Source organism: Ureibacillus manganicus DSM 26584 (assembly GCF_000772945.1).
Classification (GTDB): Bacteria; Bacillota; Bacilli; order Bacillales_A; family Planococcaceae; genus Ureibacillus; species Ureibacillus manganicus.
The window spans coordinates 127182-151207 of the sequence record NZ_JPVN01000008.1 but is presented as its reverse complement, the minus strand read 5'-3'; the positions used below and the strand labels follow the sequence as shown (position 1 = coordinate 151207).

The window sequence follows — 24026 nt, the reverse complement described above, 5'->3', positions numbered from 1 at the left end:
TTAAAGGTAGTAAAATGATCAATAGAGATTATTAATAATTGTAATATAGAGTGTTATTGGACTAATTTTGATTACCTTATAACTTAAAATGTTTGACTAATTCATTTAACTCTTCAGCTAATTTTGCTAGTTGATTCGAACTACCGGCTACTTCTTCCATAATGCTACTTATTTGTTGAGAAGATGCAGATGTTTGTTCAACACCAGCTGCAGATTCTTCAGAAACAGATGCAATTTCTTGAATTGCTCCATTCATCTCCTGTGAACTTGCTGCAATGTGAGTTAAGTTTTCGGCAATCGTCGTAATACTATTAACCATTTCTGTTACAGCTCCACTAATTCCATGGAAAGTCTCACCAGTTGATTCAATCAGTGATTTTCCTTGTTCCACTTCGTTATAGCCTCCTAGTAACACTTCCGATACTAGACCCGATTCTTTTTGAATGTTACCTACTATACTAGTTATATTCGTTACCGAATTAGATACTTGTTCAGCAAGTTTTCTTACCTCATCTGCTACTACGGCGAATCCTTTTCCATGCTCCCCAGCCCTTGCTGCTTCAATTGCGGCATTTAAAGCTAAAAGGTTCGTTTGATCTGCAACGTCTTTAATCACGGTTACTAATTTAGAGATTTCTTGTGATTGCTTGTCTAGCCCTTGAACCTTTTTGACTGAATCCTGCATAATATCAACAATTTTTTCCATTTGGAGAATTGAATTTTTCATTAACTCTGATCCATCTTCAGTCATCTTTAATACTACTTTTGAATTTGCTTCTATACGGTAACCATTTTCATTTGCTTCTTGCACTTTATCTGCAAAATTATTCATACCAAATGATAAATCACTCGCGCTATTGGCTTGATTTTCAGAACCAGCTGCTAATTCTTGCATGGTAGATGCCACTTGTTCTGATCCCATTTTTACTTCGCTTGCAGATTGGGTCAATTCTTCACTTTGACTACTTACTGTTTCAGAAACAATATTGATTTGACTTACTATATTTCGCAAGTTCTGATTCAATTGGTTTGTAGATGTTACTAATTGTCCTATTTCATCTTTAGATATTGATTGTAATTCTTTCTGACTTAAATTACCTAACGCTAGTTGCTTCATTACATTTGTAACATGAGGTATTTCTCTTAACATACGTTTTAACAGGAAGAATACTAAAACAATAAGGATAAAACAAGCAGTCATAAAATATAAACTCATCATGTAGGTAAAAGTATTAAGACTACTTAATGCTACCTCTTGTGGTATAGATGTTCCAACAGACCAATTCGTTGTTGGAACTGGTGAATACCCGATATATTCTAAGCGATCATTTACATTTGTTAATTCAAGACCCTTTTCACCCTCAACCATTTTCCGACCCAAATTTCCTATGTCACCAGAAAGTGATTGAAGTTTTTGTTCCAGTATTAACTCACTATTTGGATGATATAGTATGGTTCCATCGTTGGAGAGTAAAAATGAATATCCACTTTCATCCAGTTTATTAGATTGCATTAATTGGGGTAACTTATCTAAAAATATGTCTATCGCAACGATACCAACCGTATTTTCGCCCTCTTTAATAGGTTTCATAGCACTTAAAATAATTTTTCCAAATACTTCGTCCATATATGGCTCAGTAAAATATACATCATCTTCCTCTATGGCTTGTTTATACCAAGGTCTGCTTTTTATATCGAAACTTGGATCAGATAGTATGTTATTACTTCCAACTAGAAAATTGGACTTATTGCTGGCCACCCAAGCCATTGCTATAGCATCATCTGTTTTAACAATCTCGTCAAGTGATTTTAAAACCCCATCATAATACGAATTTGTCGTTGCTTCATCCCTTGATTGGGCTGAATTCAAGTATTTTACTATCTCCTGGTTTGTTGCAATTTGTCTAACAACTGTGCTTTTTTCAGCAAACATACTATTAACTTGATCAGCAATTGCGTCACTATTCGTTGATACATTTACTTCTACACTTTGAACTAATATAGATTTTGTATAAGAGTAAATTAGAAATCCTGTAATTGAAAATACAATGATGATAGCTATAAAAAGAGCTAAAGCTACTTTTGTTGAAATACTATTTCTAATCCAAGAAAACAAGTTCGACTTCTTTTCATTATCTTTTTTTACCATTAAATATTCCTTCCAATCTATGTACTCTAAATTTATTTTCGGTATTATTTAACTCTATCTTTATTCTATTTTCGTAAAAAGCCCTACAATAAAATCAATAGAATTAGCCTTTTATAGCCTCTATTACTGCTAAATAGTTCCATTTAACCTCTCCTATTATTTTTTAACTCGTAATGTAATTAAAAACTACCTAAAATACTTTTGCGGCTTACTAATACTAAATAACCAATCAAAATTCAAAAAAAGGCACTAAAAATCCCTTCTCTGAAATTAAAATAGGTATAGTAAATTCAAGTTTAAAATTCACAATCGTTATTATATTCCTACAATTGACGATATCCAACATTTTTCGACAAAATGAATATAATATATCAACACAAATTCTATAGATTAGTATGTTCACTTTACTTTTTAGTAACTTTATCCTACAAAATCAATTTCCCTTAACATTTTTCAATCATTTTTGATACACATTATTTCATTCCTTGAACTTAATTCCAAAAGATTGACTCTGTTTTACAACTTATATCTAATAATAATCGTAAATAGTATTACCTATTATGATTCACTATCAATTACTAGCATTCTAACGAAACGTGTCCCTATCAGAATATATGGATCATTCTACAGGCATATCCTAATAGTGAAACTTGCCACTCGATACAAAAAAATTCTAACACTAGCTGGTCGTGTCAAAATTGTTATTTCTCCACCTGGTGAATATTAGTGCCATGTATTTTTAAACTCTTAAACATGTATGGCGAATCATACAAAATAATTAGTGAAAGTCTTCTATCAGCGAATAAGTAGAATAGAAAGTTATGCGAGACTCAATCGTTCAGCTTTGATCAACATATGCTAGGAGGATTTGCGCCGGTAAGTAGAGAATGAACTTGGAGATGGAGGGATTCAAGGAGGGTAAGGTATTATGAAAGAATTATTTAAGAATAAAAAGTTTGTTATTTTATGGTTAGCACAAGCTGCCTCTGGATTAGGAAGTACATTTGCAACATTCACTTTAGCTTGGCTAGTATATGAGATGACAGGCTCAAAGGTGGCTATGGGGAGTGTTTGGGTATCATTTATGCTTCCTAATATAATTATTCAATTATTTGCAGGTCCATTTTTAGATCGATGGGACCGAAAAAAAGTAATGATTTTTTCAGAGTGGTCAAGAGCAGCGACATTTCTTATATTATTCATATTCTTATCTTTGAATCTAGTACAAGCATGGCAGTTATTTATAGTATCTATAGCTATTGGAATTGCCCAACCGATCTTTTATCCGGCGAGTATGGCTTATGTTGCTGATATATTACCTAAGGAAAAACTAATAAAAGGTAACTCTCTTCTTGAAGGTACGGGGCAAGTCATGATGCTTTTAGGGCCAACATTAGGAGGACTATTAATCTCCTTTTTTGGAATAGAAGCTGTCTTACTCATCCTCATTATTTCACTAGGGGCATCTGGTGCATTATTAATGAAGAATCCAAGTTCTAAGAAAAGGCGAATAGAAAAAAAGGAAAGTTGGTACTTTCAATTTAAAGAAGGTCTACAATTTTACCGCGTCTACCCCGTATTGCTAGGGGTAGGATTGATGATGATGTTAATTAATTTTAGTTCCGGAGCAGCTCAACCAATGTTCTTACCATATATTACAGATGAATTAGGCGGCACCGCATTTCAATACGGTTTATTTACTTCAGCTTTTTCATTTGGAATGCTAGCTGGAACTTTGCTTACTGGAACATTAAAAGAGCCAAAGAACAGGAAAAGAGTCATGTTAGGGGCATTGTTCCTTAACGGGGTTTTATTTTTGGGCTTAGCTTGGACTCCATTTTATTGGCTTGCTCTAGTTATTTCATTTGGACAAGGACTATTTGCCATTATTTTTAACATTAACAATACGACCCTTTATCAGCGAAGAGTACCTGAACATTTACGTGGCAGAGTTTTTTCAGTGAGAATCTTACTAGCTCAGGCAGGGATACCTTTTGGTGCGGCATTAGGTGGCCTTTTTGCACAAATTTTTTCTATTCCAATATTATTTACTGTCTTAGGGTGCTTAATTGCTTTAACTACCATAGTTTGCTGGTTTATTCCGATTTTCCAAAAACTTAATGATCAAGATGTTGTCAACTTAGAAACTAATGAAGGTGCAGAGAAAATATAATTGGATTAAATTGGAGAAAAGGGGTTTTACATCGTATTCAATTGTAAAATCCCCTTCTTACTTTATATTGGATATACTTTTTTAAACCGTTCACATACTACTAACATACTTGGTGAAAATTCAATATCATATTTTTTTAGTGATTTAGTAAAAAACTCTACGTGTGCATCCCACCAAAACTGATAATCTTTTACACCTTCTGCTAAAGCAAATTCCTCTGTTACCTCATTCATAGGAACCACTTCAACAGATTGAATTTGAATGATTGCGACCGGCTCATCACGACCATCTAAAACAATATAATGTTCACCAGCACTAGGTATAGCTTCCTTTTCTAACTCATAAAATACGAAACCTGAAGTTGTTGCTGTCTTCTTTCCTTCGACAACTAAATCAGCTAACCAATCAGCAGAAGATCCAAATTGAAAAGCGTCTTTATATTGAAGTCCTTCCTGATGAGTTGCTACACAATAATCATTCCAAAATTGTTGTAATCTATTATTCATATAATCATCCTTTAACATAATATTTCGGTTACTAATTACTTTCTTTAGGTGTCTTATGAAATAAGAAAAGTTCTCTATTCGTTGATTTTATAGTCATTATCTTCACTTTCAATTAATTCAATTTCGTTGGTGTGGGGAATATATTTATACTTCCAGTAACTTTTCACTCTACCATCTTCGGTTTCCCAATCTTTTATTAGAGTTATATAATAATCCGCTGATGAATCCTCTGTCCACACTACTATATCTTCATCCTTTGGGTCAGTCACAACTGTTGATCCATGTGAAATTACTTCCGTTTCCCAAGAGTAAGTTACATTATATGTATTTTTTTGATAGACAACTTCTTCTATTTTAGAGGATTCATTGAGAGTTAATTTTGGAAAATCAGGATGATTCTTTAAAGCCTCTGTGATCATCTCAAAATCATAATTATGAAGCGAACTACTTGTTGTAACGGTTTGAGTTTTTTGTACTTGAGAACAACCTATTAACGCAAAACTAATTACGGTAAATAAAATAAATCTCTTTTTCATATTTACCCCCTTGTTAATTAGTCTACTCGTTGAGTTTAAAGTTTCAAAGGTTTCTTAAAGTAAACTACATAGTTATCACAACAATAAAAGAGCTTTTAATCTATAAAATAATCTTTCACTCTTGCCTCCGTTAGCTTAATAAATAGTCACTTAAAATGTTATAAAAAATGGATGATTATCTGTATCTAAACATATTAAAAGTTCCTCTTTAAAGTCATCATTTTTTATCAGTTTTAACGCCTCTTCAATACTAAAAAAACCGACCTCTAAACTTTCACTACTTGTTTTTAAACTACCATCTATAGGTGTTCCTAACCACCACATATTACATATATTTCTTTTTAACTCTTGTGAGATTCCACAAAATCCAATAATATCAATGTTTATTCCTGTTTCTTCTTTAACCTCTCTAACTACTGCATTCTTTATATTTTCATTTTCTTCCACAATCCCACCTGGTAACTCCCAACCCCGGTAAGGATCTTTTTTTAATAGAATTCTCTTATGTTCATCAATAACTACCGCACCTGACGTAAGAGTAAATTTATTCATAGAAACACCACCTACACTATCATTACCTATCTTGAACTATCCTGTCCCGTTAGTACAATAAGTTCAATAAAAAAACTCTGAATCCTTCTTGGATCAACGCCCCCGTTAGTTGAATAACAAACGGTAGAATTATAAATTAAATCTTTCTTTAATAAATTCTGCTACTTCAACTGCAGTTAAATTGGTATTGTTAATTTTTATATAATTCTCCTTTTTTATTTCCCCTTCATAAGAGTTTAATCGATGTTTTTCCATTGTCTCCTTTAGTTCTTTTTCAGACCATTCAACATTTCTTTTTGTAGGCTTGTGTTCAAGTCTGTGAGGACTTTTATTTCGCTCAATTCTTTCCTCTAAATCAGCTTCAAGTTCTACAAAGTAAACAGTACCACCACTGGACTCAAAAATCTCACAAACTTTGTTGACATAATCCCAATCAGATTGCAGATCAAACCCCCACACATAGGTGAAAATCAAACCTTTCAGGTCACTCTTTGCTACTGACTCAAATATTTCTTTCCGAAACAGATTTACTAATCTCCACATTTCCGAATTAAAGCCAAAGATTGGTGCAAGTAAATCAATGGTCATATGGTTATGAAATAGTTTTAATTCAGTCTTCTTTTCTAGTTCCTGTCCTACCGTCATTTTGCCGACTGCTTGGGGTCCAAATATAAGAACAAATTTCATATGTATCCTCCAATATTAATTGTTTCTTAGTTATTCAATTATTATTTTATATTCTTCTTCAATAAACCTGCCTCGTTAATTCAATAACCTCAACAAAAAAGGGCATTAATCCTTCTTGGATCAACGCCTCTTTAGGGTGTACCCCTTTTAGTCATAACTTTTTTCAATCAATAAATGAGAGATATCATTTTTATCGGATACAATAATGTCTAATATTCCTTCAGGATATAATGGTTTTAATTGTAGTTGTTCGTTTGTTCTCCAAATCAATTTTATTTCTGGATGCTCTTTATGAATTAATTGATCGATAATCTTCTCCTCAGTAATCGAACCCCAATGGATTAGTGTGCATTGGTGTATCTGTTTCCCATTGACTTTAATAATACTCTCATTCACACAAGCGAGTTCACTAATATTTGGAACCAATTCGAATTCCTCAAGAAACTCTCGATTAATTGCAGAAACAGATGTTTCTCCAAATTCAATACTACCTCCTGGAAGTCGATAAAAACTTTCTTCTAAATCACATTGCACAAGAATTTTTGTTTTATCGTCATTAAATATGATCCCTTCTGCTCGTAATTTAGGTCTATTCATTAATACCCCTCCGAAGTTTTAGAATTATAATATATATTTCTTTATTTATATTAATGAATCCTTATTCCACTAGACTGCCCCGTAGGTACAATAAGTTCAATAAAAAGGGCATTGAATCCTTCTTGGATTAACGCCCTCCGTTAGTTGAATAACGAATTTGAATATTAATTAACAAGAACGCTCAATCCACCATATATACCAAATTGAATTTCCTCTTGTCCTTCTTTAAAATACCCTTCTAACTCAATATCTGGGTTTTCAAAATCAAGTAAATTTGAATTGGCAAATACCTCTTGTATAGGTGTATAAATTGAAAAAGTTATTGGCTCACCTGATTTTAGATTTATCGGTCTTATATCATCCGTTTTTCCTTCTACCACGTAAGGATTACTCTTTGAACCATTAGATGTTTTTATTGGGTAACTTAAATTAAACGTAAGATGAGTTAAATCAAATCCAGTTTCGTTTGATATTTCTATTTTATAGAATTTATTTTCAGTGGCTGTTTCAGTTTTAATAACATTAAAAATAATATTTTTATCATCAAATTCGCCTTTATTAGCTGAACAGCCAAATATTGTACCGATTAACATAAATAAAGCAATTAAGCTCAGGTCTCTTTTCTTCATCTTCTCCCCCTAATTTCTAAATTTGATATTATTCAACAAACCTGCCCCATTAGTACAATAAGTTCAACAAAATAAGGGCTAATCCTTCTTGGATCAACGGAGCATTTATTAGACTCGTTCCAATATTATTACTAAGCGATTGAACATAGTCTCAGTTTTAATAATTTTCCCATTTAATTAAGTCTTTTTTCTATACTTAGACTGCCATTCTAACTTCAACAAAAAAAGGCTGAAATCCTTTTCTTGTCAATACTTCCTATAGTTGAGGTAGAAAAAACTCTCATTCAATGATTGCGCCTGATTATTAAAGAAAGTTAAATTAACCTGCACCTTAGACATGTTATTGCAATATAATTGCCATGGACGTAAACAAATTAACACCTCCCTGTTCTTTTCCTCAGAAATTTCTATGCTACGATTGTTAAAGATTAGCAACCTAAGAATATGGAGGCAAAATTATGTTTAAAAAATTGATCTCAATTGTACCAGTAGCTGCACTCACGATAACTTTAAGTACTAATGTACAAGCTGCAACGATTACAGTAGAAAAAGGAGATACCCTATGGGATTTATCTCGTGCTAATAATACAACTGTAGAAAATATCCAAAGGTTTAATCATCTTACTTCAGACCTTATACACCCTGGGGATGTCCTAACAATTGTCTCGGAAAAACAATATACAGTTAAACATGGTGACACATTATGGGATATAGCCAAAGATCATCAAGTTACAGTTTCGCAAATCAAAGAATGGAACCAATTACATACGGATCTCATTCAACCTGGTTTAACACTAGTAATCTTTGATGGTATGAAGACTAGTAAAATGGCTTTAACTGAAAAGCCAGTGATACCTGCATCATCAAAATCAAAGGAAAGTACACCTGAACCTGAAGCAATGACTCCTTCAACAGATAGTACGTCTGATGCAACTGTTCCATCAACTAGTAAAGCAGAAACCGTGCCAACTGCCCCATCAACAAATAAGGCAGAAACTGTGCCAACTGCTCCATCAACAAATAAGGCAGAAACTGTGCCAACTGCTCCATCAACAAATAAAGCAGATTTAAAGGAAATAACAGTGGAGGCTACAGCCTATACCGCTACCTGTGAGGGATGTTCAGGTATTACTGCAACTGGAATTAACCTTAAAGAAAATCCAAATGTAAAAGTCATATCTGTTGATCCTTCTATCATTCCACTTGGAAGTAAAGTATATGTTGAAGGCTATGGTGAAGCCATTGCAGGGGATACTGGCGGGGCCATTAAAGGTAATCGTATCGATGTGTTTGTTCCATCTCAACAAGATGCAATCAATTTCGGAGTAAAACAATTAAAAGTCAAAATATTAAACTAGTTATCCAAAACACCTATTCAAGCAACAAGAGCTTCAACCATTGTGGAAGTTTTTTTGAAAAAAATTTAAGCCGGTAAAATTTTCTCATCGGAAAATTTTACCGGCCTTTTAGGCTCCATCTGCATAATTTACTCCTTAGGATACTCGCCTTTAAAGCAGCTTAATATCATCCAATATGACTAAATCAATTCGCTTCTGAAAATGATCTTTAAAAATTCAATTTCAAGTCCATGTAGTTGTCGAAAGTCATACCGTTTCATTAAATGATAACTTTTACTTTTCCCTCTAGTACATCTAAACTTCCGTCAACACCAAACAGAGCTTTTACTTTTAATAGTTCTAATTTAGAAACTAATTCTTTCTCTATATTTAACCATAGTTTACATTATCTTATAATGTGGTTTTTTCACATTTCCCTTTATTCTTCTACATCTTTTTGCTTTGTTGCAGTAGTTTCGATACCCCTGTTTTTTCCCATTCTTCCACCAGTTCATATGCTTTTTCAGGAGTATATCCTTTACCTACAAGAACTCCCATGAGTATAAATTCTTGTAGAATGTGTGTTGCATTTATTCCTCTTTTAACATCTTCTAACCCTTCGTTGACTAAAAATTTCGTGTATTGTATCCATTCATCTGGTGATTTACCATCAATGTTAGGAGTTCCATTATGATGAGCGTTCCCTTTCTCTGCAGACATTGCATCTGCTTTTGTTGAATGAACCGTTCCAAATGGATGATTTGGTGGTGCATAGATTGAATATAGCTTTAACGGAATATTCCCTGTATTTGTTAAGTTGTGCCATGTTCCAGCAGGTACAAAAATAGCCGAATCATCCTCAACTCTTCTTCTAAAGTCTAATTGATTCTTGCTTTTACCCATTTGAGTAATACCTTGACCCTGTTCGATACGTAAAAACTGATCAACGTCAGGATGCATTTCTAAACCGATATCTTCTCCAGGTTTCAAGCTCATTAATGTAGTCTGTAGGTGGCTTCCAGTCCACAATGCAGTACGAAACGTATTATTTTGTTTCGTTATCTCATTAATATTTATAACAAAAGGATTTCTTCCGTAATCCCTGATTGGCAAACTATTATTACCATTTAGTACTTGATATGAGTCAAAATGGTTTACAAGAACAGGCCATGAAGAATTCCACTGGTTTGTGTTTCCACCATAATGATACATCGATGCATTACTGTAATATGGGTGTTGATATGGATACCCATTGGGAGGATAATACATTTTTTCAACCCTTTCGCAAAATGATGTACTATTATATGCCTACTTTTTAATCTGTGCCTTCCAACTCTATAGTTTGGGTTAGGTAAAATAAAAATCCTAATACAAAGTTCGGCTTCTAACTTAGTTTTGCATGTCAGATATTAATTGGTTTCGCAATTGCTGAACGACCTCTTCTGAAGCTGACGCTGAAGGGCATAACTGTATAAAGTTCGTTGACGTGATTCATCTTGATTTCGCAATTGTATTAATGTCTGTCTGAGTTCAGCATTATTAGTTTGTGCAGTGATATTTGTCTACCCAGTTAAGCTTGCATTTAATCCAGCTAGATAATCATTGACCATTTCTTTATCTTGAAACATATTACAGCGAATATAGAAAATGTATAGTCTTTATTTAAGTAACTGCTCCGTTCAATAACTACAAACAAATGCATTAATCTGTTTTAGATCAATGCCCCCGTTAGCTTAATAGAGACATTCTTTTAATTTATAAACTACTTCTTTATAGTTAAGAAAAAAATCTTTTATAGGAAGAATTGCAAAGTATGAATAGACTTCATTATTAGCTAATAAACATTCATCATAAATTATAATTATATTTAAGTGCTTTTGAGGTTCGATTTCACTATTCTTTATAGAATTTGCCAATTCCAAATATAAATTTTGACCTATTTCATTGATAGACCCTTCCACCGAAAATCGCCCTGCAAAGCTTTCCCACCAAACTTGAAAGGAGTGATAAACTTCATTAAAATCTGTCAAACTATCTGGATGAATCTTAAATAGCTTTTGGTAAAATAAATCTTTTTCATCATTAAATATTCTTAAATCGTTAACATCATCGCTATATATTCTTTGTGATGATTCAATCCACAGTTCCTTATACCTTAATTCAAAGTTCTCTTTAAATGTTAGTCTGTTTGAGAAATAAGGAAATTTTAATTTTTCTTTATTTGTATTTTGATTGAGAAAAATATTTTGTATGTAAATCAAAAAGTTCAAAGTATAGGATGTTTCAGTCTTCATCAAAAGTGAATTATCCAAAATTCTCCCTCCTTTTAATGGTGTCATTATTTCAATGTTTAAAGCCCAGGTAGTTCAATATTTCAAAAAAATGCATTAATCCTTTTTAGATCAACGCCCCATTACTTTAATTTCAAACTTTCACAGTATCCTACTGGTACTACTCTTTAGTTCAATAACTTCTTCATTTTTGTAGCGTCTACAGTTATGTAAGTATTGCTATAAAGAAGCATATGAATGTTCTTTATATTCCATAGTTTCTTAAATTCATTAATCGGAACTTTTCGATTAAAGCTCTTGTGATCATCATAATTCACCAGATGCATTAATGATTCTGAAAGGTAAATATACTCCTCGTCATAGCCTACGACAGGGACAAAATGTAAATTATTATAACCCTCTCGCACTTTAATAAAAACAATTACGGGAGTTCCTTTACTAACCTCGTACTTTAATGTATTTATATTCCCTTTATAATAGTTTGTTTTAAAGCCCTTTTCCCTTAACACCGTTCGGATTCCCTTTGGATATACAGTGCCTGTCCTCGTTTTACTAGGGAAATGTCGATATAATGCTTCACCCTCAGCCTCCATACCAAAATGGCGCAACAGATACGCTGTTGAAAATGCAGCACATTCCTTATTGTCCTGAAAATCTATTCGATTATTTTGTTGAATAAGGTAGCTAGCTGGATAATCTCTTTTTCGTAAAACAGGTGTGGGTAATGACATTAAATATGCATTAATTAGAGTTGATATAATAATCCATAAAATAATTGTTTTAACTATAAACATACTACTTCCTCCATAGCTTTAGCCTCGATATCGAAACAATATGCTAAATCCTTCAATGTTCACGATTTTTCTTTTCATTGTATAGAAAAACTGCCCCGTTATTACTTCAATAAAAAAAGCATTAATCCTTCTTCTTGGATTAACGCCTTGGGTAATTTAAAACCATCTATTGTTTCAGATTTAATAGATGGTTTTAATATTTCAGTTCGTTCTTTGGAAAAATTTATTCATATACTACTCACATTGATAGAGTTGTTAATGCAACAATAAAACTAATTATTTAACTTTAATAGTGATGCATCTTCAACAAATGTGGAGATATTAAATATATATAATACATCCTTCAGTCCATTATCAGACATATACTCACCAATACTGCCATTATAATACCGAATATCTATTACATGAATTTCTGGTATGTGGTTTGTCAGGAATGGAATGACATTGTGTGCATAGGAATCTTTAATAATGAGTAGCTTATCTTGTTTAATGTCCAGTTTATCAAGGTCTGATTTAATTGTCATTAGTGCATGAACGCCACCTAGAAAATAGGCGTATTGATCCTTTTTTCCAAGAAAACTTTCATCATACATACTTGAAAGTGTTTCATTCGTATCAGCTATAAAAATCTCGGTTGCTACTTGCTCAATAGGTAGGTAAGCTTCAATCATATCCGGAGATAGTCCATGAAACTGACTTCTAGTATGGTAGCTACCCAGAAACGAATTGCTCACTTCCTTGATTATAAAGTCATCTTGTGAAAGAGGTTGCCACCCCTTCTTTTCAATATAAGCAACATACGCCAAATAGGCTCCATACGTCGACCAATGATGATCGGTGCGATAGTAAATAGATTCAGATGCATGGGGAGAAAGGAAATCAAAACCATCCATATACGTTATGTCGTTATCTAGATAGTTGCTGACAAATTCACTTACATCTTCTTGAGAATAAGATGGGGCTAGCCATGGTAAGCGCTCGGGATAAAGCCCTACGGATGTAGGCGCCAACATAAAGGTTATGTCTACATCCGTATGATTATCTCCAAAAGTATTTACCCCTTCTATATATCTCTGAAGCTTATGATAATCAGGTTGCAAAAACTTCTCAAATAAGTACTCATCTTTCCCCTTATAAATTCCATTATTCTCCTGCTGCAGCCGGGCTTGTTCACTCACCGACTTTATCCAAAGCCATTGATCGCGAAACGGAAAATGATCCGTTACATAGCTCTCAGCTTCTGTTGCATAATTTGATGACAAAACATTTTCGAGTGTCATCTTTGGTGGGCGCTGTAAAAATCTGTTTTCCAGTTCAGAAAATCGGAGGTGTGGCAAAAAGAAAAATAACAACGACAACAGAAACAATGTGCCAACAAAGAAAACAACTAATAGTCGTTCAGCATTCTTCTTCAAGTTTTCACCCCTTAGAAACGGAAATACAAAAATGGATTAAATGTTGCGTCTACTAAATAGGCGACTGATAATAAGAAGATAAAGCCATACCAAACTAGATGATACAGTGATAATTTATTGGCTTTAAACGCTTGTTTCTTTGGTAAAGAGGCGATGACTAATACGACCAATAAAACAGCGTTCGTATAGACAAAGTATCCCGTCTCAGCATTCCATAGCGGTTGATTATTAAAACCTGCCATAGCCGATAGGTAACCAACAATTAAGGTAGGTGTTTCAAATGCGAATAATACCCATCCTATTAAAATAAGTACAATTGCATATGCATGCCGAACCCATCGTGGTAAGGCCGCCAATAGCTTTAACCCCCACCATTTTTCAAACATAAGGATGACACCAAAATACATTCCCCATAAAATGAAATTCCAGCTTGCTCCATGCCAAAAACCTGTAAGTAGCCAGACAATCAAAATGTTCCGCGATTGTTTAAGTAAACCATTCCGATTGCCTCCAAGAGGTATATAAACATATTCTCTGAACCAACTCCCCAGCGAAATATGCCATCTTCTCCAAAAGTCTGTTATGCTCTGGGAACTATATGGCTTGTTGAAATTTTCGTTAAACCGAAAACCAAACATAAGCCCAAGACCAATGGCCATATCAGAATATCCACTAAAATCGAAGTAAATTTGGAAGGCAAACGCAATAATCCCCAACCAGGCAGTAAACATAGGCAACGACTCTGGCTGGGAGCTCGAAATTATATCCCAGAGCAAGCCAATATTATTCGCAAGTAGAACCTTCTTTGATAGTCCGATTGTAAATCTACGAATTCCTTCTGCGAACAGTTCTATACTTTCTGACCGGTTATTAAGCTGATGGGCAATTGTGTTATATTGTACAATTGGACCTGCCACTAACTGTGGAAACAACGATACATATGCTCCAAAATCAATCCAATTTCTCTGCGCCTTCACTGTCCCTCTATATACATCTATAATGTAGGACATCGACTGAAATGTGTAAAAGGATATGCCAATAGGCAGCGGTAGTTCTGTTAACGGAATATGTGTACCGAACAATCCATTTACATTCTCAATAATAAAATCTGCGTATTTAAAATAAGATAACAGTGTCAGATTGACAACAATCGATAATGCAACAACGCACTTTCGTTTAACGGGACTTAATCCAGGTTTATCTAGCAACAAACCGAAGTAGTAATCTGTAACAGTAGACACTAGCATGATAACAATGTAAACCGGTTCTCCCCATGCATAGAAGAACAGACTCGTTAAAAGTAAAATTAAGTTTCGTATTCTTCTTGGCGAACAATAGTAAAGTGTTAATACAGCTGGCAAGAATAAGAATAAAAAGATTATACTGCTAAAAACCATTGTTTATTGTTGGTTAAAGAAACTATCATATATTTCAATAAGCTCGTCCGATTGTTCTGAAATGACAAACAATATATAGTTACCTTTCGTTACTAGATTATAGTTTTTAGCATTCTCATATTGGTCTGGAAGATATGTCTCAAACTGCTTTTGCACACTTTCTGCTCTTTGTTTCACAGCTTCTTCCACTGCTGATACTTTAGATGAATCTTTTACTTTTAAAATAGCAATTTCATTTGTCTTAATATTCATCATTGGAATTCTAATGGCATAATCTTCAAGATCTTCTAAATCAATGTTATATATATCCTTTACTTGATTATCAGTTAATTCCATCATCATCGGCTGCTCAACTTTCGATAACATCTCGTCTACCATTTGAGTTGTAGTTAACTCAGGTTCAACTGCACTTGGTGCGCCTTGTGAACAACCTGCCAGTAGCAATCCTCCTATAATTGTTATCATAAAAAACATCTGTAGCTTTTTCATAATCTATTTTCTCCTATTCATTTTAAACTTCAAACGATATAGACGTACGCTTTTAAATTTCGTTACAATATTATTCTAAAAAAAAATAAATATTAAAATTTAATCCTAACTAGCGCAAAATTTAAGACGCATGCAAAATATTGCAGCGTCTTAAAAAATTTCATTTATATATGGCAAGATTCCACTAGAGAGATTAGTCAATCTTTTGCTGACCTCTCTAGATACAAACCTTTAATGGTATTATTTATATAAGAAAAATTAAATACACTGTTTTTAACCTTTAACCATTTATATATATTATCTATCTTCTTTGTAAACTAGTGTAATGAAACAAAAGATTATATAACTTATAAGTAAGGTAACTCCTCCACCAATATAAAGGACTAATGTTATAACTTCTGGTAGATTAAATGGCTTTACCATGTACAACCACATGCCAAACGTAAGGCCAACAGTACCTATTATTGCACTCCAAACATGGATTTTTGCAGTAACCGTTTTTTTTGTCTGAAAAACCTTATAGTATACAGCCCATGCAAATAAACTTAGCCATCCAACTACTAAGATATGTGCATGGACGGGACGAAACGCATAAGAACCTGCACCTGCCATATGAGCACCTAATATTGCTCCTATTAAACCAAAAACACTAGCAAATCGTAATAATACTAGACTATAATTCTTCAAAATAGTTCCTCCTTTTCATACCCTCTTTATCTACTTCTATAATTTACTTAATCAATATGAATAGAGGATGAATAAGAGATTACAAAAATACCCTCCATTGACGATTTCAGATCGTCAATAGAGGGTAAAAAATCAGTTATGACTTAATGGTAACTCTACAACAAACATAGTCCCTTCATTTTCAATACTTTCCACTTGTATATCACCATCATGCAGTTTGATAATTGTCCAAACGATAGATAAGCCTAATCCTGTTCCTTCAATTGTCCGTGTACGAGAAGTATCTGCACGATAAAACCGGTCGAATATCCTGTCAATTTCAACACTGTTTAACCCTATTCCTGTATCTTTAAACCGAACAAAGATTGAATGTTCCCTTTTTTCAAGTGTTATCACAATACTTCCGCCTGGGTTATTATATTTAATGGCATTTGAAAGTAAGTTATCCCAAACTGTATTGAGTAAAGATGGATCACCAAATACAGTGACATCTGGCAGTGTGTAGCTAAGCATAATCCCTTCCTCACCTACTAGCCATTGATAACTTCGTACTAATTCTTTTATTTGTTGACCAATATTGAATGACTTTTTCTTTAAAATATCATCACCACGATCTAAAGAGGCAAGAAGTAACAATTGTTTCGTTAAATTTGATAATCTGCTAATTTCGTCATGAATAATTGAAACAAACTGCTCTTTTTCTTGCTGACTAATTGATCCATTTTCCAAAAGCTTTGTATACCCTTTTATATTAGACAATGGTGACTGAATATCATGAGAAATATTCGAGATGAATTCCTTTCTCACGTCATCCATTTGTTCTAGTTTTCTAGCCATGCTTAAAAAACTATTGGAAAGCTCTCCAAGCTCATCATTACGATTAATATCAAGTTCCACATTAAAATGACCATTCGAGAGTGATTTTGTGGCTGAAGTTAGTTTTGAAATGGGTTTTACCAAATATTTAGTACTAAAAATTACCATAACAATACTCAAAAATATTGTAAAAATTAGTAACCATCCAAATAACAGATGCATTTCGTTAAAAAGAAGTTTAATATCTGGTCTAATGAAAAGAGCGTATTTTTTTTCGTTATGTGTAAATGGAACCCCTATTGTATTTTTTAATTCATTAGCAAAAAAGCCTGTTACGAAAGTTTCTTGTGGAAAGTTAAGAATTCCATGATACGTATTCCCATTTAACACAAGCTCTTTGATTGATACTGGCAGACTGTTATCTCTAAATCCTGCACCCCAGTAACCTTCTTCTCCCATTTCATCTATTACGTAAAGCTGATAACCAATGGAGGAAATATGATCCAGGTACACATTTAAATTAGTATCTGAATTCTCATTAATATAAGTTGTAACGGACTCCGCTATTTTCGTGATTTTACTATCGTTGTCGGGTTTTAACTTTTGTTGATAATAGGCATTTGATATTAAAAATGCTAAAATACTACTTAATATCATGATTCCAACCGTAACGACGACAAACTTTACGTAAAGAGATTTCATGACCGTTTTTCCTCAAGGGAATAGCCGATCCCACGTATTGTTTTAATTTGAAAGTCATCTGTTAACTGAGTAAAGCGTTCCCTTAATCTTTTAATATGAACATCTACTGTTCTTTCATCCCCTTCATAATCAATCCCCCAAATTTGTTCAATAAGATGATCTCTTGAAAAAACCTGTTTAGGATTTGCCATAAGAAAATATAAAAGTTCAAATTCCTTCAAAGGTAAAAGGAATATCCGATCATCAATCTGAACCTCGTAGCTTTTTCTATTAATCGTTGTACTTCCCATACGAATAATAGATTCTTCTGTAACATTGTCATATCTCCGCAAAAGGGCTTTTATCCGATAGCTCAATTCTTTCGGCTCAAAAGGTTTCACTACATAATCATCAGTTCCAGCTTGAAAACCCTTCTCTTTATCATCTATTTGACTTTTGGCTGTTAAGAGAATGACAGGAATATTAAACTGCTGCCTAATTACCTTTGTTAATTCATAACCGTCCATAAATGGCATCATTACATCTACAATGGCTATATGACAGTTTTCCTTATGAAGAATTTCTAAAGCACTAATTCCATCTCTTGCTTTGAATACAATATATCCTTGCTCTGATAGATGAATATATAAAAGTTCTAAAATGTGGATGTCATCATCAACAACTATAATTTTTTTCATTGTGGTCGCTCCTTAAATGGTGACAATTGAAATAAGAAAAAAGCCCAGCATAAATAGCCGGGCTAAATGATATGCTGAATAAATTAACTATGTTGCACAATTAAGCCATCACTCATTTTAATAATATGATCCGCATAAGAAAGCATTTCTTCATCATGAGTCACAAATAGCGTAGTAATTTTCAAATTTTTCGTAATTTCTCGTATTAATGCCATCACATCTTTAGATCTTTTTGAATCTAAACTTGCGGTTGGTTCATCAGCAAAAAGTACTTTAGGTTTATGGATAATTGCACGTGCAATAGCAACTCGTTGTTTCTCCCCACCTGACAATGAAGATGGATAAGCATTTTTTCTATGTTCCATTCCAACTAATTGTAGAATCCTCTCAACTACACTCATTTGTTCATGTTTTTTCAACTTCGATTCAGATACGTCTAACATTAATAGTAGTTGTTCTTCTACAGTAAGGAAAGGGACAAGATGGGCAAATTGAAAAATAAAGCCAAAATCAGTTGCCCGTATTTTACGAATACTTTCTTCATCCATCTGACTAAGATTTTTCCCTTCAAATAGTACTTCTCCATCTGATGCTGATTGCAGCCCTGCGGCTATTGTCAGTAACGTGCTTTTACCTGATCCAGATGAACCCACTAATGCTGTTACTTCACCTTCTCTAAGAAAGAGATTTACCCCTTTTAATATTTCTTCCTTTATTTGCCCATTATTAAACGTTTTCTTCACTTCATTAAGTGTAAATAAAGACATATTATATCTCTCCTTGTTGAATTGCTTGCAATGGTTCAACTTTTCTAATTTGTAAGCTTGCGATGGTTGTACCAATAAATGCGATGACTAGGAATACAACGGATAAACTCAATGTTGTTTCTATCGATAAATTAAATGGCATTCCTTCAGGAGTAATTAAATTAAATCCTTGACTTATTGCAATGGACAGTGCAAGGGAAGTCGTTGTAATAAAAATCATCTGTGTCCACATCATTGTAAATAACCTGCTTGTCTTCAAACCAATTGCTTTTAATATGCCGAATAGCCCAATCTTTTGAACGTTCATCATATAGAAGAAAATGGCAAACAACATACCACTTGTGACCACTAAAAACCAAACAATCATGTTTAATGTCATCTGCTCTGCGTTATAACTAGGTATTGTTTTCAAAAATTCCTGCTTTGAAAAGGATCGTAACCCCGAAATTTCTTGAGGCGAATTATCTTTTGGAACAAATACTAATTGCATTTCATTTACTCTATAGATTTCCTTGTAGTTCTCTATGTTGATAAATGCAACTGCTGCATGGCTGAATTTCGTTTGGTCAACAAAGCCTTTTACAGTAAACTCTCCACTAAATTGAGGATTCGTCAATGTATCCCCTATTTCTATTCCTTTTTCTTTCATTGACTGATCTAATATAATTTCACCGTCTTTAACATCCTTAAAATTTTTCGACTCGGTTGAAGTAACAAAAACTACGCTTTGTTGTTTGCCCTTATGATCATTTAAGATTCCCATTTGAATTGATAATGCTGTAGCGTCTTTATAGTCGGTCAGAAGTTCTTCCTGTAAACTGCTATTGATTTTAGACAGAGTATAAGCTTCTTCTGCATCCTCATTCATGTATAACTGTCCTTCTGGTAAATCTTTAATTAAGGAAGCATTATCCTGCGATAATCCATTTGCTAAACCCGAAATAATAAACGTTAGTAAACTAACAAGAAATATTATTGACCCTAAGATTAAAAATCTTACCTTATTCTTTTTTATTTCTTTAAATGCAAGATTCATCGTTCATTCCTCCAATTTCCTTTTGACAACATTAAAATACAATTCTTAAATGAACAGAGAATGAACGAATGATTACAATGTATTTATATTAGATTTTTAAAAATGGACTAGATCGGCCCAATCGTTGCACTAATTTTTTTCAGCACTATTCAAGTAAACTTCCCCGTTTTAGGATCACTCAAACCAATCGTAACGGAATACTCACCATCTATAGGTTCTAACTCAAGGTATTTTCTAGGATTGGCACAATTAAAAAAACTTGGTAAAAAATGTTTACAAATAGTTAAAAGATGGATATACTTACAAAGTAAATAAAAAATTCTTAAGGAGGTCGAATGAAATGATCGTTATCGTTAAATTAGTAGATACAACTTCATCAAAAATGAAAATCACACATTCGACTAGATCGGAATGGATCGCTTAAGATTTTTTTGTAATTAAGTATACCCATACCGTAGGGAGAAGTGTGCCCCTGCGGTATTTTTGTGCCTTTTTTTACCGTAGGGGGATTCTCTCTACGGTTTTTTTCTGTTTTTTGGGTATTTTAAGGAGGTGAAAATATATGACATTGCACATTTTTTCTTTATCAATCACTATTACAAAACGTGAAATTTCTCTTGAGAAAGCACTTCATAATGAACAAGTGAAAAAAATCTTTGAAGAAAACCGAAGAAAACTAGATAGTTATATTCGTCCTTATTAACTTTGTTTATAACAAAAACATGAAAGGTGGGAATTGAAAATGATTTATATGATCATAAGACGACATGCAATTTTATGGGTGGAGAAAGACTCAACCTAGCTAGCAGAATGAAGCAATATAAAGTGACAATATAGCTATTTAATTTTTAAACCTCAGTAAGCTAACCCGTTCTAACCTAGAACGGGTTGCTTCAGGAGGTATTTTGCACTTTTTTAAGCGATACTTTTCACATACAACTTGATTTAGTTTAGGTAAGTGCGGAAATACAAAGTTAGGGAAATTTCTAATTCTAAAAAAGCGTAATTCCCATATTGAAATTGGCAATTTTTAATTGCTTAATCCCCTTATTCTACCAATATTCCCTGTTAGTTAAATATCTTATTTGAAAAGAGGAAGCTAATGAAAAAACAAAAGAAAACCTAACAAATCAAAATACATGGGACTTCTTGATTTATTAGGCTTATTTAAATTGGGGTATATTCTATTATTCTTCTAAAGATGGCGTGTTAGAACTACTAAGAACCGGTACAGTTATTTTTATTAAGACATAATACAGTGTAGCTGCCACAATAATACCAATAATCCACGCTATATCTACTCCGTTCATAGCTTTCGCAATTGGTCCTACATAAATTTCAGTGTTTAAAAATGGAACTTGGATCAATATTGTGATTAGATATACTGCAATTGTTTTTGTATTAAACGCCTTGAAAATACCATCCTTTTTTCCATATTCACTATGGTGATAGTGTGATCTTCCCAATACAAAGAAGTCCATTAAAGTAATTGTACTCCAAGGTATAATAAAGAATAAAATAAATACTAAATACATTTGGAAATTAGCCATAAAGTTTCCTGCCCCTACTGTAGCTATTAATGCAATAGTAAAAGCTATGGCTATAGATGCAATAACACGTAACTTTGCAGTAGTTTTAAATGGAATAAAGTTACTAATAATTGATAACAAAATAATTCCGGCTCCATAAATATTTAAAGAATTAATAATAAGTATCCCTATCGTTAATAGAAAAGCAATAATCCATCCAATTGTACCTAAACTATTAATTTGACCCATTACATTCCCGTCGGTTACCATAGACGCACTAAGAGCCCCTAAAATCATTAACCACGCAGAGCTTAGAAATGTGCCCGCATAACTATAATAAAATGTTTTTTTGCTTTCCTCAGGTCTAATAAATCTTGTATGATCAGAGACATACGGTCCATATGTTATTTGCCATGTTACACAAATAGAAGCCATTAATATAAAGGCAGACAAATTAAACTCCCCTGAAATCAATTGTGTGTTATTTAAATTCGCAAAAAGAAGAATTGTTAAAATAACAAAGATAAAGATAAAGATTATCGTAAAGACTTTCAAAGATTTTTGTAAAATACTTTGACCAAAAATTGCAATTAACACTGTTGGAATTAGACTCAAAATAACCATTAAATTTAAATTCAACCCTAACGTTTCTTGCAAACCTTGACCAACTACTACAGTATTAGTAGAGCCATATCCGATATACATTGTAAAAATGATAACCATCGGCAAGATTGCTCCGTAATATCCAAATTGCGCACGGCTTTGAACTACTTGCGGAAGGCCACTCTTAGGGCCAATTGCAGCATGCAAGGCCATAATAACCGCCCCTATTGCATGACCTACAATAATTGAAATCGTTGCCCATAAAAAATCTAAACCTACTAATATAGCTAGCGCCCCTGTTACCAGTGTTGTAGATACCGTACTAGCTGAAAACCATGTGAAAAACATTTCACTTGCTTTATTATTCCGCTTTTCAAGAGGAATAAATTCATGACTAACATCCTCAATTTTCGCCAATAAAAACACCTCCGAATTATTTTGACATTACACCTTCAAACGCTCTCCAATACTGAGATTGAATTTTTATGACTTCATCAATCGCTTGTCGTTGAACTATATTTACCACATCAGTCGTTTGTGAACCTGTAAATGGATCTTCCACATCTGTTTTTACTCCAGACATTTCCTCTATTATGCGCAATGTACAAAATGGTACATATGCATTGCTGTATCCACCCTCATGAACAAAGACGATATGTCCATTACAATGAATATTAGCTAGTTCCAACATGACATTTGTTATTGCACCAAAGCCAGCTGCAGTCATATTCATTCGACCTAGAGGATCAAACATTCCAGGATCTTGCCCCGCTGAAATGATTATTAACTCCGGTTTAAATTCATTAGTAATCGGCTCAATAATTGATTGAAAAGCTTCTAAATAACCTGCATCACCTGTTCCAGCAGGTAATGGGATATTTACATTAAAGCCTTCAGCTTTTCCTTTTCCTGTATCAGTAGCATAGCCAGTATTATTTGGAAAACTGAGATGCTGATGGATTGATATGAATAATACTTCATCATCTTCATAGAAAACTTTCTCTGTCCCATTTCCATGGTGAACGTCCCAATCCAGGACTAAAATTCGTTTCAAACCATATTTCTTTTTAGCATATTTAGCAGCAATGGCCACATTGTTGAATATACAAAACCCAATTCCCTTTTCCGGCTCAGCATGATGACCAGGTGGTCGGGATAAGGAATATGCATTTTTCACCTTAGATGTTAATACTGAATCCACCGCAGTAATTGCTGCACCAGCTGAAAGTAAAGCGATTTCATAAGACCCTCTTCCAACAATCGCGTGATCCCCTGCATCGCCTCCTGTTGTGTCACTTAATTGTTTTACATATTCTACATAAGAAGGAAGGTGCACTTCCTCGATTTCTTCTCTTGTAGCTGAACGAGGCTCAATAGTCTCTAATTCTTTAATTAATCCGCAACGATTTAATAGGTTATTTACTCTTCTTTTTGTTGAAGGAGCCTCTACAAAAACATCCGGTTCTAAATATCCACCGGCTGGTAAATATAAGGTACCAGAACCGTTGTCATGCCAAAAGAAACTTTCGTCAAAAATGTATCCAGTCTTTTTCAAAATAACCACTCCAAACTCGTTTTATTGTGAATATTGTCCATATTGATATGTTTCTCCTTAAAAATGAACGAAATTCATTTTCTTAAAAAACACAATAAATGA

23 protein-coding genes and 1 pseudogene are annotated in these 24026 nt (G+C 33.5%); 3 read left to right on the top strand and 21 right to left on the bottom strand.

Going from position 1 to position 24026, the window contains the following annotated elements:
- Positions 1-76: 76 nt before the first annotated feature.
- A complete protein-coding gene (locus CD29_RS19975; protein WP_081976196.1) occupies positions 77-2149 on the bottom strand; it encodes a methyl-accepting chemotaxis protein in 2073 nt (690 codons plus the stop codon).
- A 928-nt stretch (positions 2150-3077) separates the two neighbouring features.
- Between CD29_RS19975 and CD29_RS08455 the strand changes: the two genes are divergently transcribed.
- Positions 3078-4322, top strand: a complete 1245-nt coding sequence (locus CD29_RS08455; RefSeq protein ID WP_036185314.1) for an MFS transporter — start codon at positions 3078-3080, stop codon at positions 4320-4322.
- A 62-nt stretch (positions 4323-4384) separates the two neighbouring features.
- Here the strand turns inward: CD29_RS08455 and CD29_RS08450 are convergent, their stop codons facing one another.
- The 6 genes from CD29_RS08450 to CD29_RS08425 all read right to left on the bottom strand — a co-directional run bounded on the left by CD29_RS08450 (position 4385) and on the right by CD29_RS08425 (position 7829).
- The gene (locus tag CD29_RS08450) at positions 4385-4828 is read right to left on the bottom strand and encodes an ASCH domain-containing protein (protein WP_036185313.1); all 444 of its coding nucleotides are present in this window, start codon (positions 4826-4828) and stop codon (positions 4385-4387) included.
- A 74-nt stretch (positions 4829-4902) separates the two neighbouring features.
- Positions 4903-5364 carry a hypothetical protein gene (locus tag CD29_RS08445; protein WP_036185311.1) on the bottom strand — a complete coding sequence of 154 codons (462 nt, stop codon included), beginning with the start codon at positions 5362-5364 and terminating at the stop codon, positions 4903-4905.
- A 150-nt stretch (positions 5365-5514) separates the two neighbouring features.
- Positions 5515-5916 carry an NUDIX hydrolase gene (locus CD29_RS08440; RefSeq protein WP_036185310.1) on the bottom strand — a complete coding sequence of 134 codons (402 nt, stop codon included), beginning with the start codon at positions 5914-5916 and terminating at the stop codon, positions 5515-5517.
- Between the two features lie 129 nt (positions 5917-6045).
- Complete coding sequence (locus CD29_RS08435) at positions 6046-6603, bottom strand: DEAD/DEAH box helicase family protein (protein ID WP_036185308.1); 558 nt, start codon at positions 6601-6603, stop codon at positions 6046-6048.
- A 147-nt stretch (positions 6604-6750) separates the two neighbouring features.
- Complete coding sequence (locus CD29_RS08430) at positions 6751-7200, bottom strand: NUDIX domain-containing protein (protein ID WP_036185307.1); 450 nt, start codon at positions 7198-7200, stop codon at positions 6751-6753.
- A 164-nt stretch (positions 7201-7364) separates the two neighbouring features.
- The gene (locus CD29_RS08425) at positions 7365-7829 is read right to left on the bottom strand and encodes a hypothetical protein (RefSeq protein WP_036185305.1); all 465 of its coding nucleotides are present in this window, start codon (positions 7827-7829) and stop codon (positions 7365-7367) included.
- Between the two features lie 458 nt (positions 7830-8287).
- On the opposite strand from CD29_RS08425, the gene CD29_RS08420 reads away from it, so the two are divergent.
- A complete protein-coding gene (locus CD29_RS08420; RefSeq protein ID WP_036185303.1) occupies positions 8288-9187 on the top strand; it encodes a 3D domain-containing protein in 900 nt (299 codons plus the stop codon).
- A 426-nt stretch (positions 9188-9613) separates the two neighbouring features.
- Here the strand turns inward: CD29_RS08420 and CD29_RS08415 are convergent, their stop codons facing one another.
- The 12 genes and pseudogenes from CD29_RS08415 to CD29_RS08365 form a co-directional block, all read right to left on the bottom strand.
- Positions 9614-10435: a cupin domain-containing protein gene (locus tag CD29_RS08415; protein WP_036185300.1), complete on the bottom strand. Its 822-nt coding sequence runs from the start codon at positions 10433-10435 to the stop codon at positions 9614-9616.
- 140 nt (positions 10436-10575) lie between these two features.
- A pseudogene (locus CD29_RS20865) lies at positions 10576-10794 on the bottom strand (spore coat protein).
- A 105-nt stretch (positions 10795-10899) separates the two neighbouring features.
- Complete coding sequence (locus tag CD29_RS08410; protein ID WP_036185297.1) at positions 10900-11478, bottom strand: hypothetical protein; 579 nt, start codon at positions 11476-11478, stop codon at positions 10900-10902.
- 146 nt (positions 11479-11624) lie between these two features.
- Positions 11625-12251 carry a cysteine peptidase family C39 domain-containing protein gene (locus CD29_RS08405; RefSeq protein WP_036185295.1) on the bottom strand — a complete coding sequence of 209 codons (627 nt, stop codon included), beginning with the start codon at positions 12249-12251 and terminating at the stop codon, positions 11625-11627.
- 272 nt (positions 12252-12523) lie between these two features.
- Complete coding sequence (locus CD29_RS08400) at positions 12524-13531, bottom strand: DHHW family protein (RefSeq protein WP_235801802.1); 1008 nt, start codon at positions 13529-13531, stop codon at positions 12524-12526.
- Positions 13532-13677: 146 nt separating this feature from the next.
- Complete coding sequence (locus CD29_RS08395; RefSeq protein WP_036185290.1) at positions 13678-15063, bottom strand: MBOAT family O-acyltransferase; 1386 nt, start codon at positions 15061-15063, stop codon at positions 13678-13680.
- 3 nt (positions 15064-15066) lie between these two features.
- Entirely contained in the window at positions 15067-15552 is a 486-nt protein-coding gene (locus CD29_RS08390) for a DUF4358 domain-containing protein (RefSeq protein WP_036185288.1), read from the bottom strand.
- Positions 15553-15849: 297 nt separating this feature from the next.
- Positions 15850-16239, bottom strand: coding sequence for a hypothetical protein (locus CD29_RS08385; protein ID WP_036185285.1), 390 nt, complete (start codon positions 16237-16239; stop codon positions 15850-15852).
- A 132-nt stretch (positions 16240-16371) separates the two neighbouring features.
- A complete protein-coding gene (locus CD29_RS08380; RefSeq protein ID WP_036185283.1) occupies positions 16372-17757 on the bottom strand; it encodes a HAMP domain-containing sensor histidine kinase in 1386 nt (461 codons plus the stop codon).
- A complete protein-coding gene (locus CD29_RS08375) occupies positions 17754-18434 on the bottom strand; it encodes a response regulator transcription factor (protein ID WP_036185281.1) in 681 nt (226 codons plus the stop codon). Before CD29_RS08375 ends, CD29_RS08380 begins: the two co-directional genes overlap by 4 nt.
- An 83-nt stretch (positions 18435-18517) precedes the next feature.
- Positions 18518-19201 (bottom strand): ABC transporter ATP-binding protein, encoded by a 684-nt coding sequence (locus CD29_RS08370; RefSeq protein ID WP_036185279.1) that lies wholly within the window; start codon positions 19199-19201, stop codon positions 18518-18520.
- A 1-nt stretch (position 19202) separates the two neighbouring features.
- On the bottom strand, positions 19203-20237 hold the full coding sequence (locus CD29_RS08365) for an ABC transporter permease (protein ID WP_036185276.1): 1035 nt from the start codon (positions 20235-20237) through the stop codon (positions 19203-19205).
- Positions 20238-20799: 562 nt separating this feature from the next.
- Here CD29_RS08365 and CD29_RS19965 point away from each other — a divergent pair.
- Positions 20800-20940 (top strand): YrzI family small protein, encoded by a 141-nt coding sequence (locus CD29_RS19965; RefSeq protein WP_081976195.1) that lies wholly within the window; start codon positions 20800-20802, stop codon positions 20938-20940.
- A gap of 484 nt (positions 20941-21424) precedes the next feature.
- On the opposite strand, the gene CD29_RS08360 is transcribed toward CD29_RS19965, so the two are convergent.
- A complete protein-coding gene (locus CD29_RS08360) occupies positions 21425-22795 on the bottom strand; it encodes a purine-cytosine permease family protein (protein ID WP_036185274.1) in 1371 nt (456 codons plus the stop codon).
- A gap of 7 nt (positions 22796-22802) precedes the next feature.
- The gene (locus CD29_RS08355; protein ID WP_328286481.1) at positions 22803-23933 is read right to left on the bottom strand and encodes a class II histone deacetylase; all 1131 of its coding nucleotides are present in this window, start codon (positions 23931-23933) and stop codon (positions 22803-22805) included.
- Between the last annotated feature and the right edge of the window lie 93 nt (positions 23934-24026).

Bases quoted from the DNA above. Each gene is read 5' to 3' on its own strand.
- CD29_RS19975 (WP_081976196.1), bottom strand. From the start codon at position 2,149: ATGGTAAAAAAAGATAATGAAAAGAAGTCGAACTTGTTTTCTTGGATT.
- CD29_RS08455 (WP_036185314.1), top strand. From the start codon at position 3,078: ATGAAAGAATTATTTAAGAATAAAAAGTTTGTTATTTTATGGTTAGCA.
- CD29_RS08450 (WP_036185313.1), bottom strand. From the start codon at position 4,828: ATGAATAATAGATTACAACAATTTTGGAATGATTATTGTGTAGCAACT.
- CD29_RS08445 (WP_036185311.1), bottom strand. From the start codon at position 5,364: ATGAAAAAGAGATTTATTTTATTTACCGTAATTAGTTTTGCGTTAATA.
- CD29_RS08440 (WP_036185310.1), bottom strand. From the start codon at position 5,916: ATGAATAAATTTACTCTTACGTCAGGTGCGGTAGTTATTGATGAACAT.
- CD29_RS08435 (WP_036185308.1), bottom strand. From the start codon at position 6,603: ATGAAATTTGTTCTTATATTTGGACCCCAAGCAGTCGGCAAAATGACG.
- CD29_RS08430 (WP_036185307.1), bottom strand. From the start codon at position 7,200: ATGAATAGACCTAAATTACGAGCAGAAGGGATCATATTTAATGACGAT.
- CD29_RS08425 (WP_036185305.1), bottom strand. From the start codon at position 7,829: ATGAAGAAAAGAGACCTGAGCTTAATTGCTTTATTTATGTTAATCGGT.
- CD29_RS08420 (WP_036185303.1), top strand. From the start codon at position 8,288: ATGTTTAAAAAATTGATCTCAATTGTACCAGTAGCTGCACTCACGATA.
- CD29_RS08415 (WP_036185300.1), bottom strand. From the start codon at position 10,435: ATGTATTATCCTCCCAATGGGTATCCATATCAACACCCATATTACAGT.
- CD29_RS08405 (WP_036185295.1), bottom strand. From the start codon at position 12,251: ATGTTTATAGTTAAAACAATTATTTTATGGATTATTATATCAACTCTA.
- CD29_RS08400 (WP_235801802.1), bottom strand. From the start codon at position 13,531: ATGACACTCGAAAATGTTTTGTCATCAAATTATGCAACAGAAGCTGAG.
- CD29_RS08395 (WP_036185290.1), bottom strand. From the start codon at position 15,063: ATGGTTTTTAGCAGTATAATCTTTTTATTCTTATTCTTGCCAGCTGTA.
- CD29_RS08390 (WP_036185288.1), bottom strand. From the start codon at position 15,552: ATGAAAAAGCTACAGATGTTTTTTATGATAACAATTATAGGAGGATTG.
- CD29_RS08380 (WP_036185283.1), bottom strand. From the start codon at position 17,757: ATGAAATCTCTTTACGTAAAGTTTGTCGTCGTTACGGTTGGAATCATG.
- CD29_RS08375 (WP_036185281.1), bottom strand. From the start codon at position 18,434: ATGAAAAAAATTATAGTTGTTGATGATGACATCCACATTTTAGAACTT.
- CD29_RS08370 (WP_036185279.1), bottom strand. From the start codon at position 19,201: ATGTCTTTATTTACACTTAATGAAGTGAAGAAAACGTTTAATAATGGG.
- CD29_RS08365 (WP_036185276.1), bottom strand. From the start codon at position 20,237: ATGAATCTTGCATTTAAAGAAATAAAAAAGAATAAGGTAAGATTTTTA.
- CD29_RS19965 (WP_081976195.1), top strand. From the start codon at position 20,800: ATGACATTGCACATTTTTTCTTTATCAATCACTATTACAAAACGTGAA.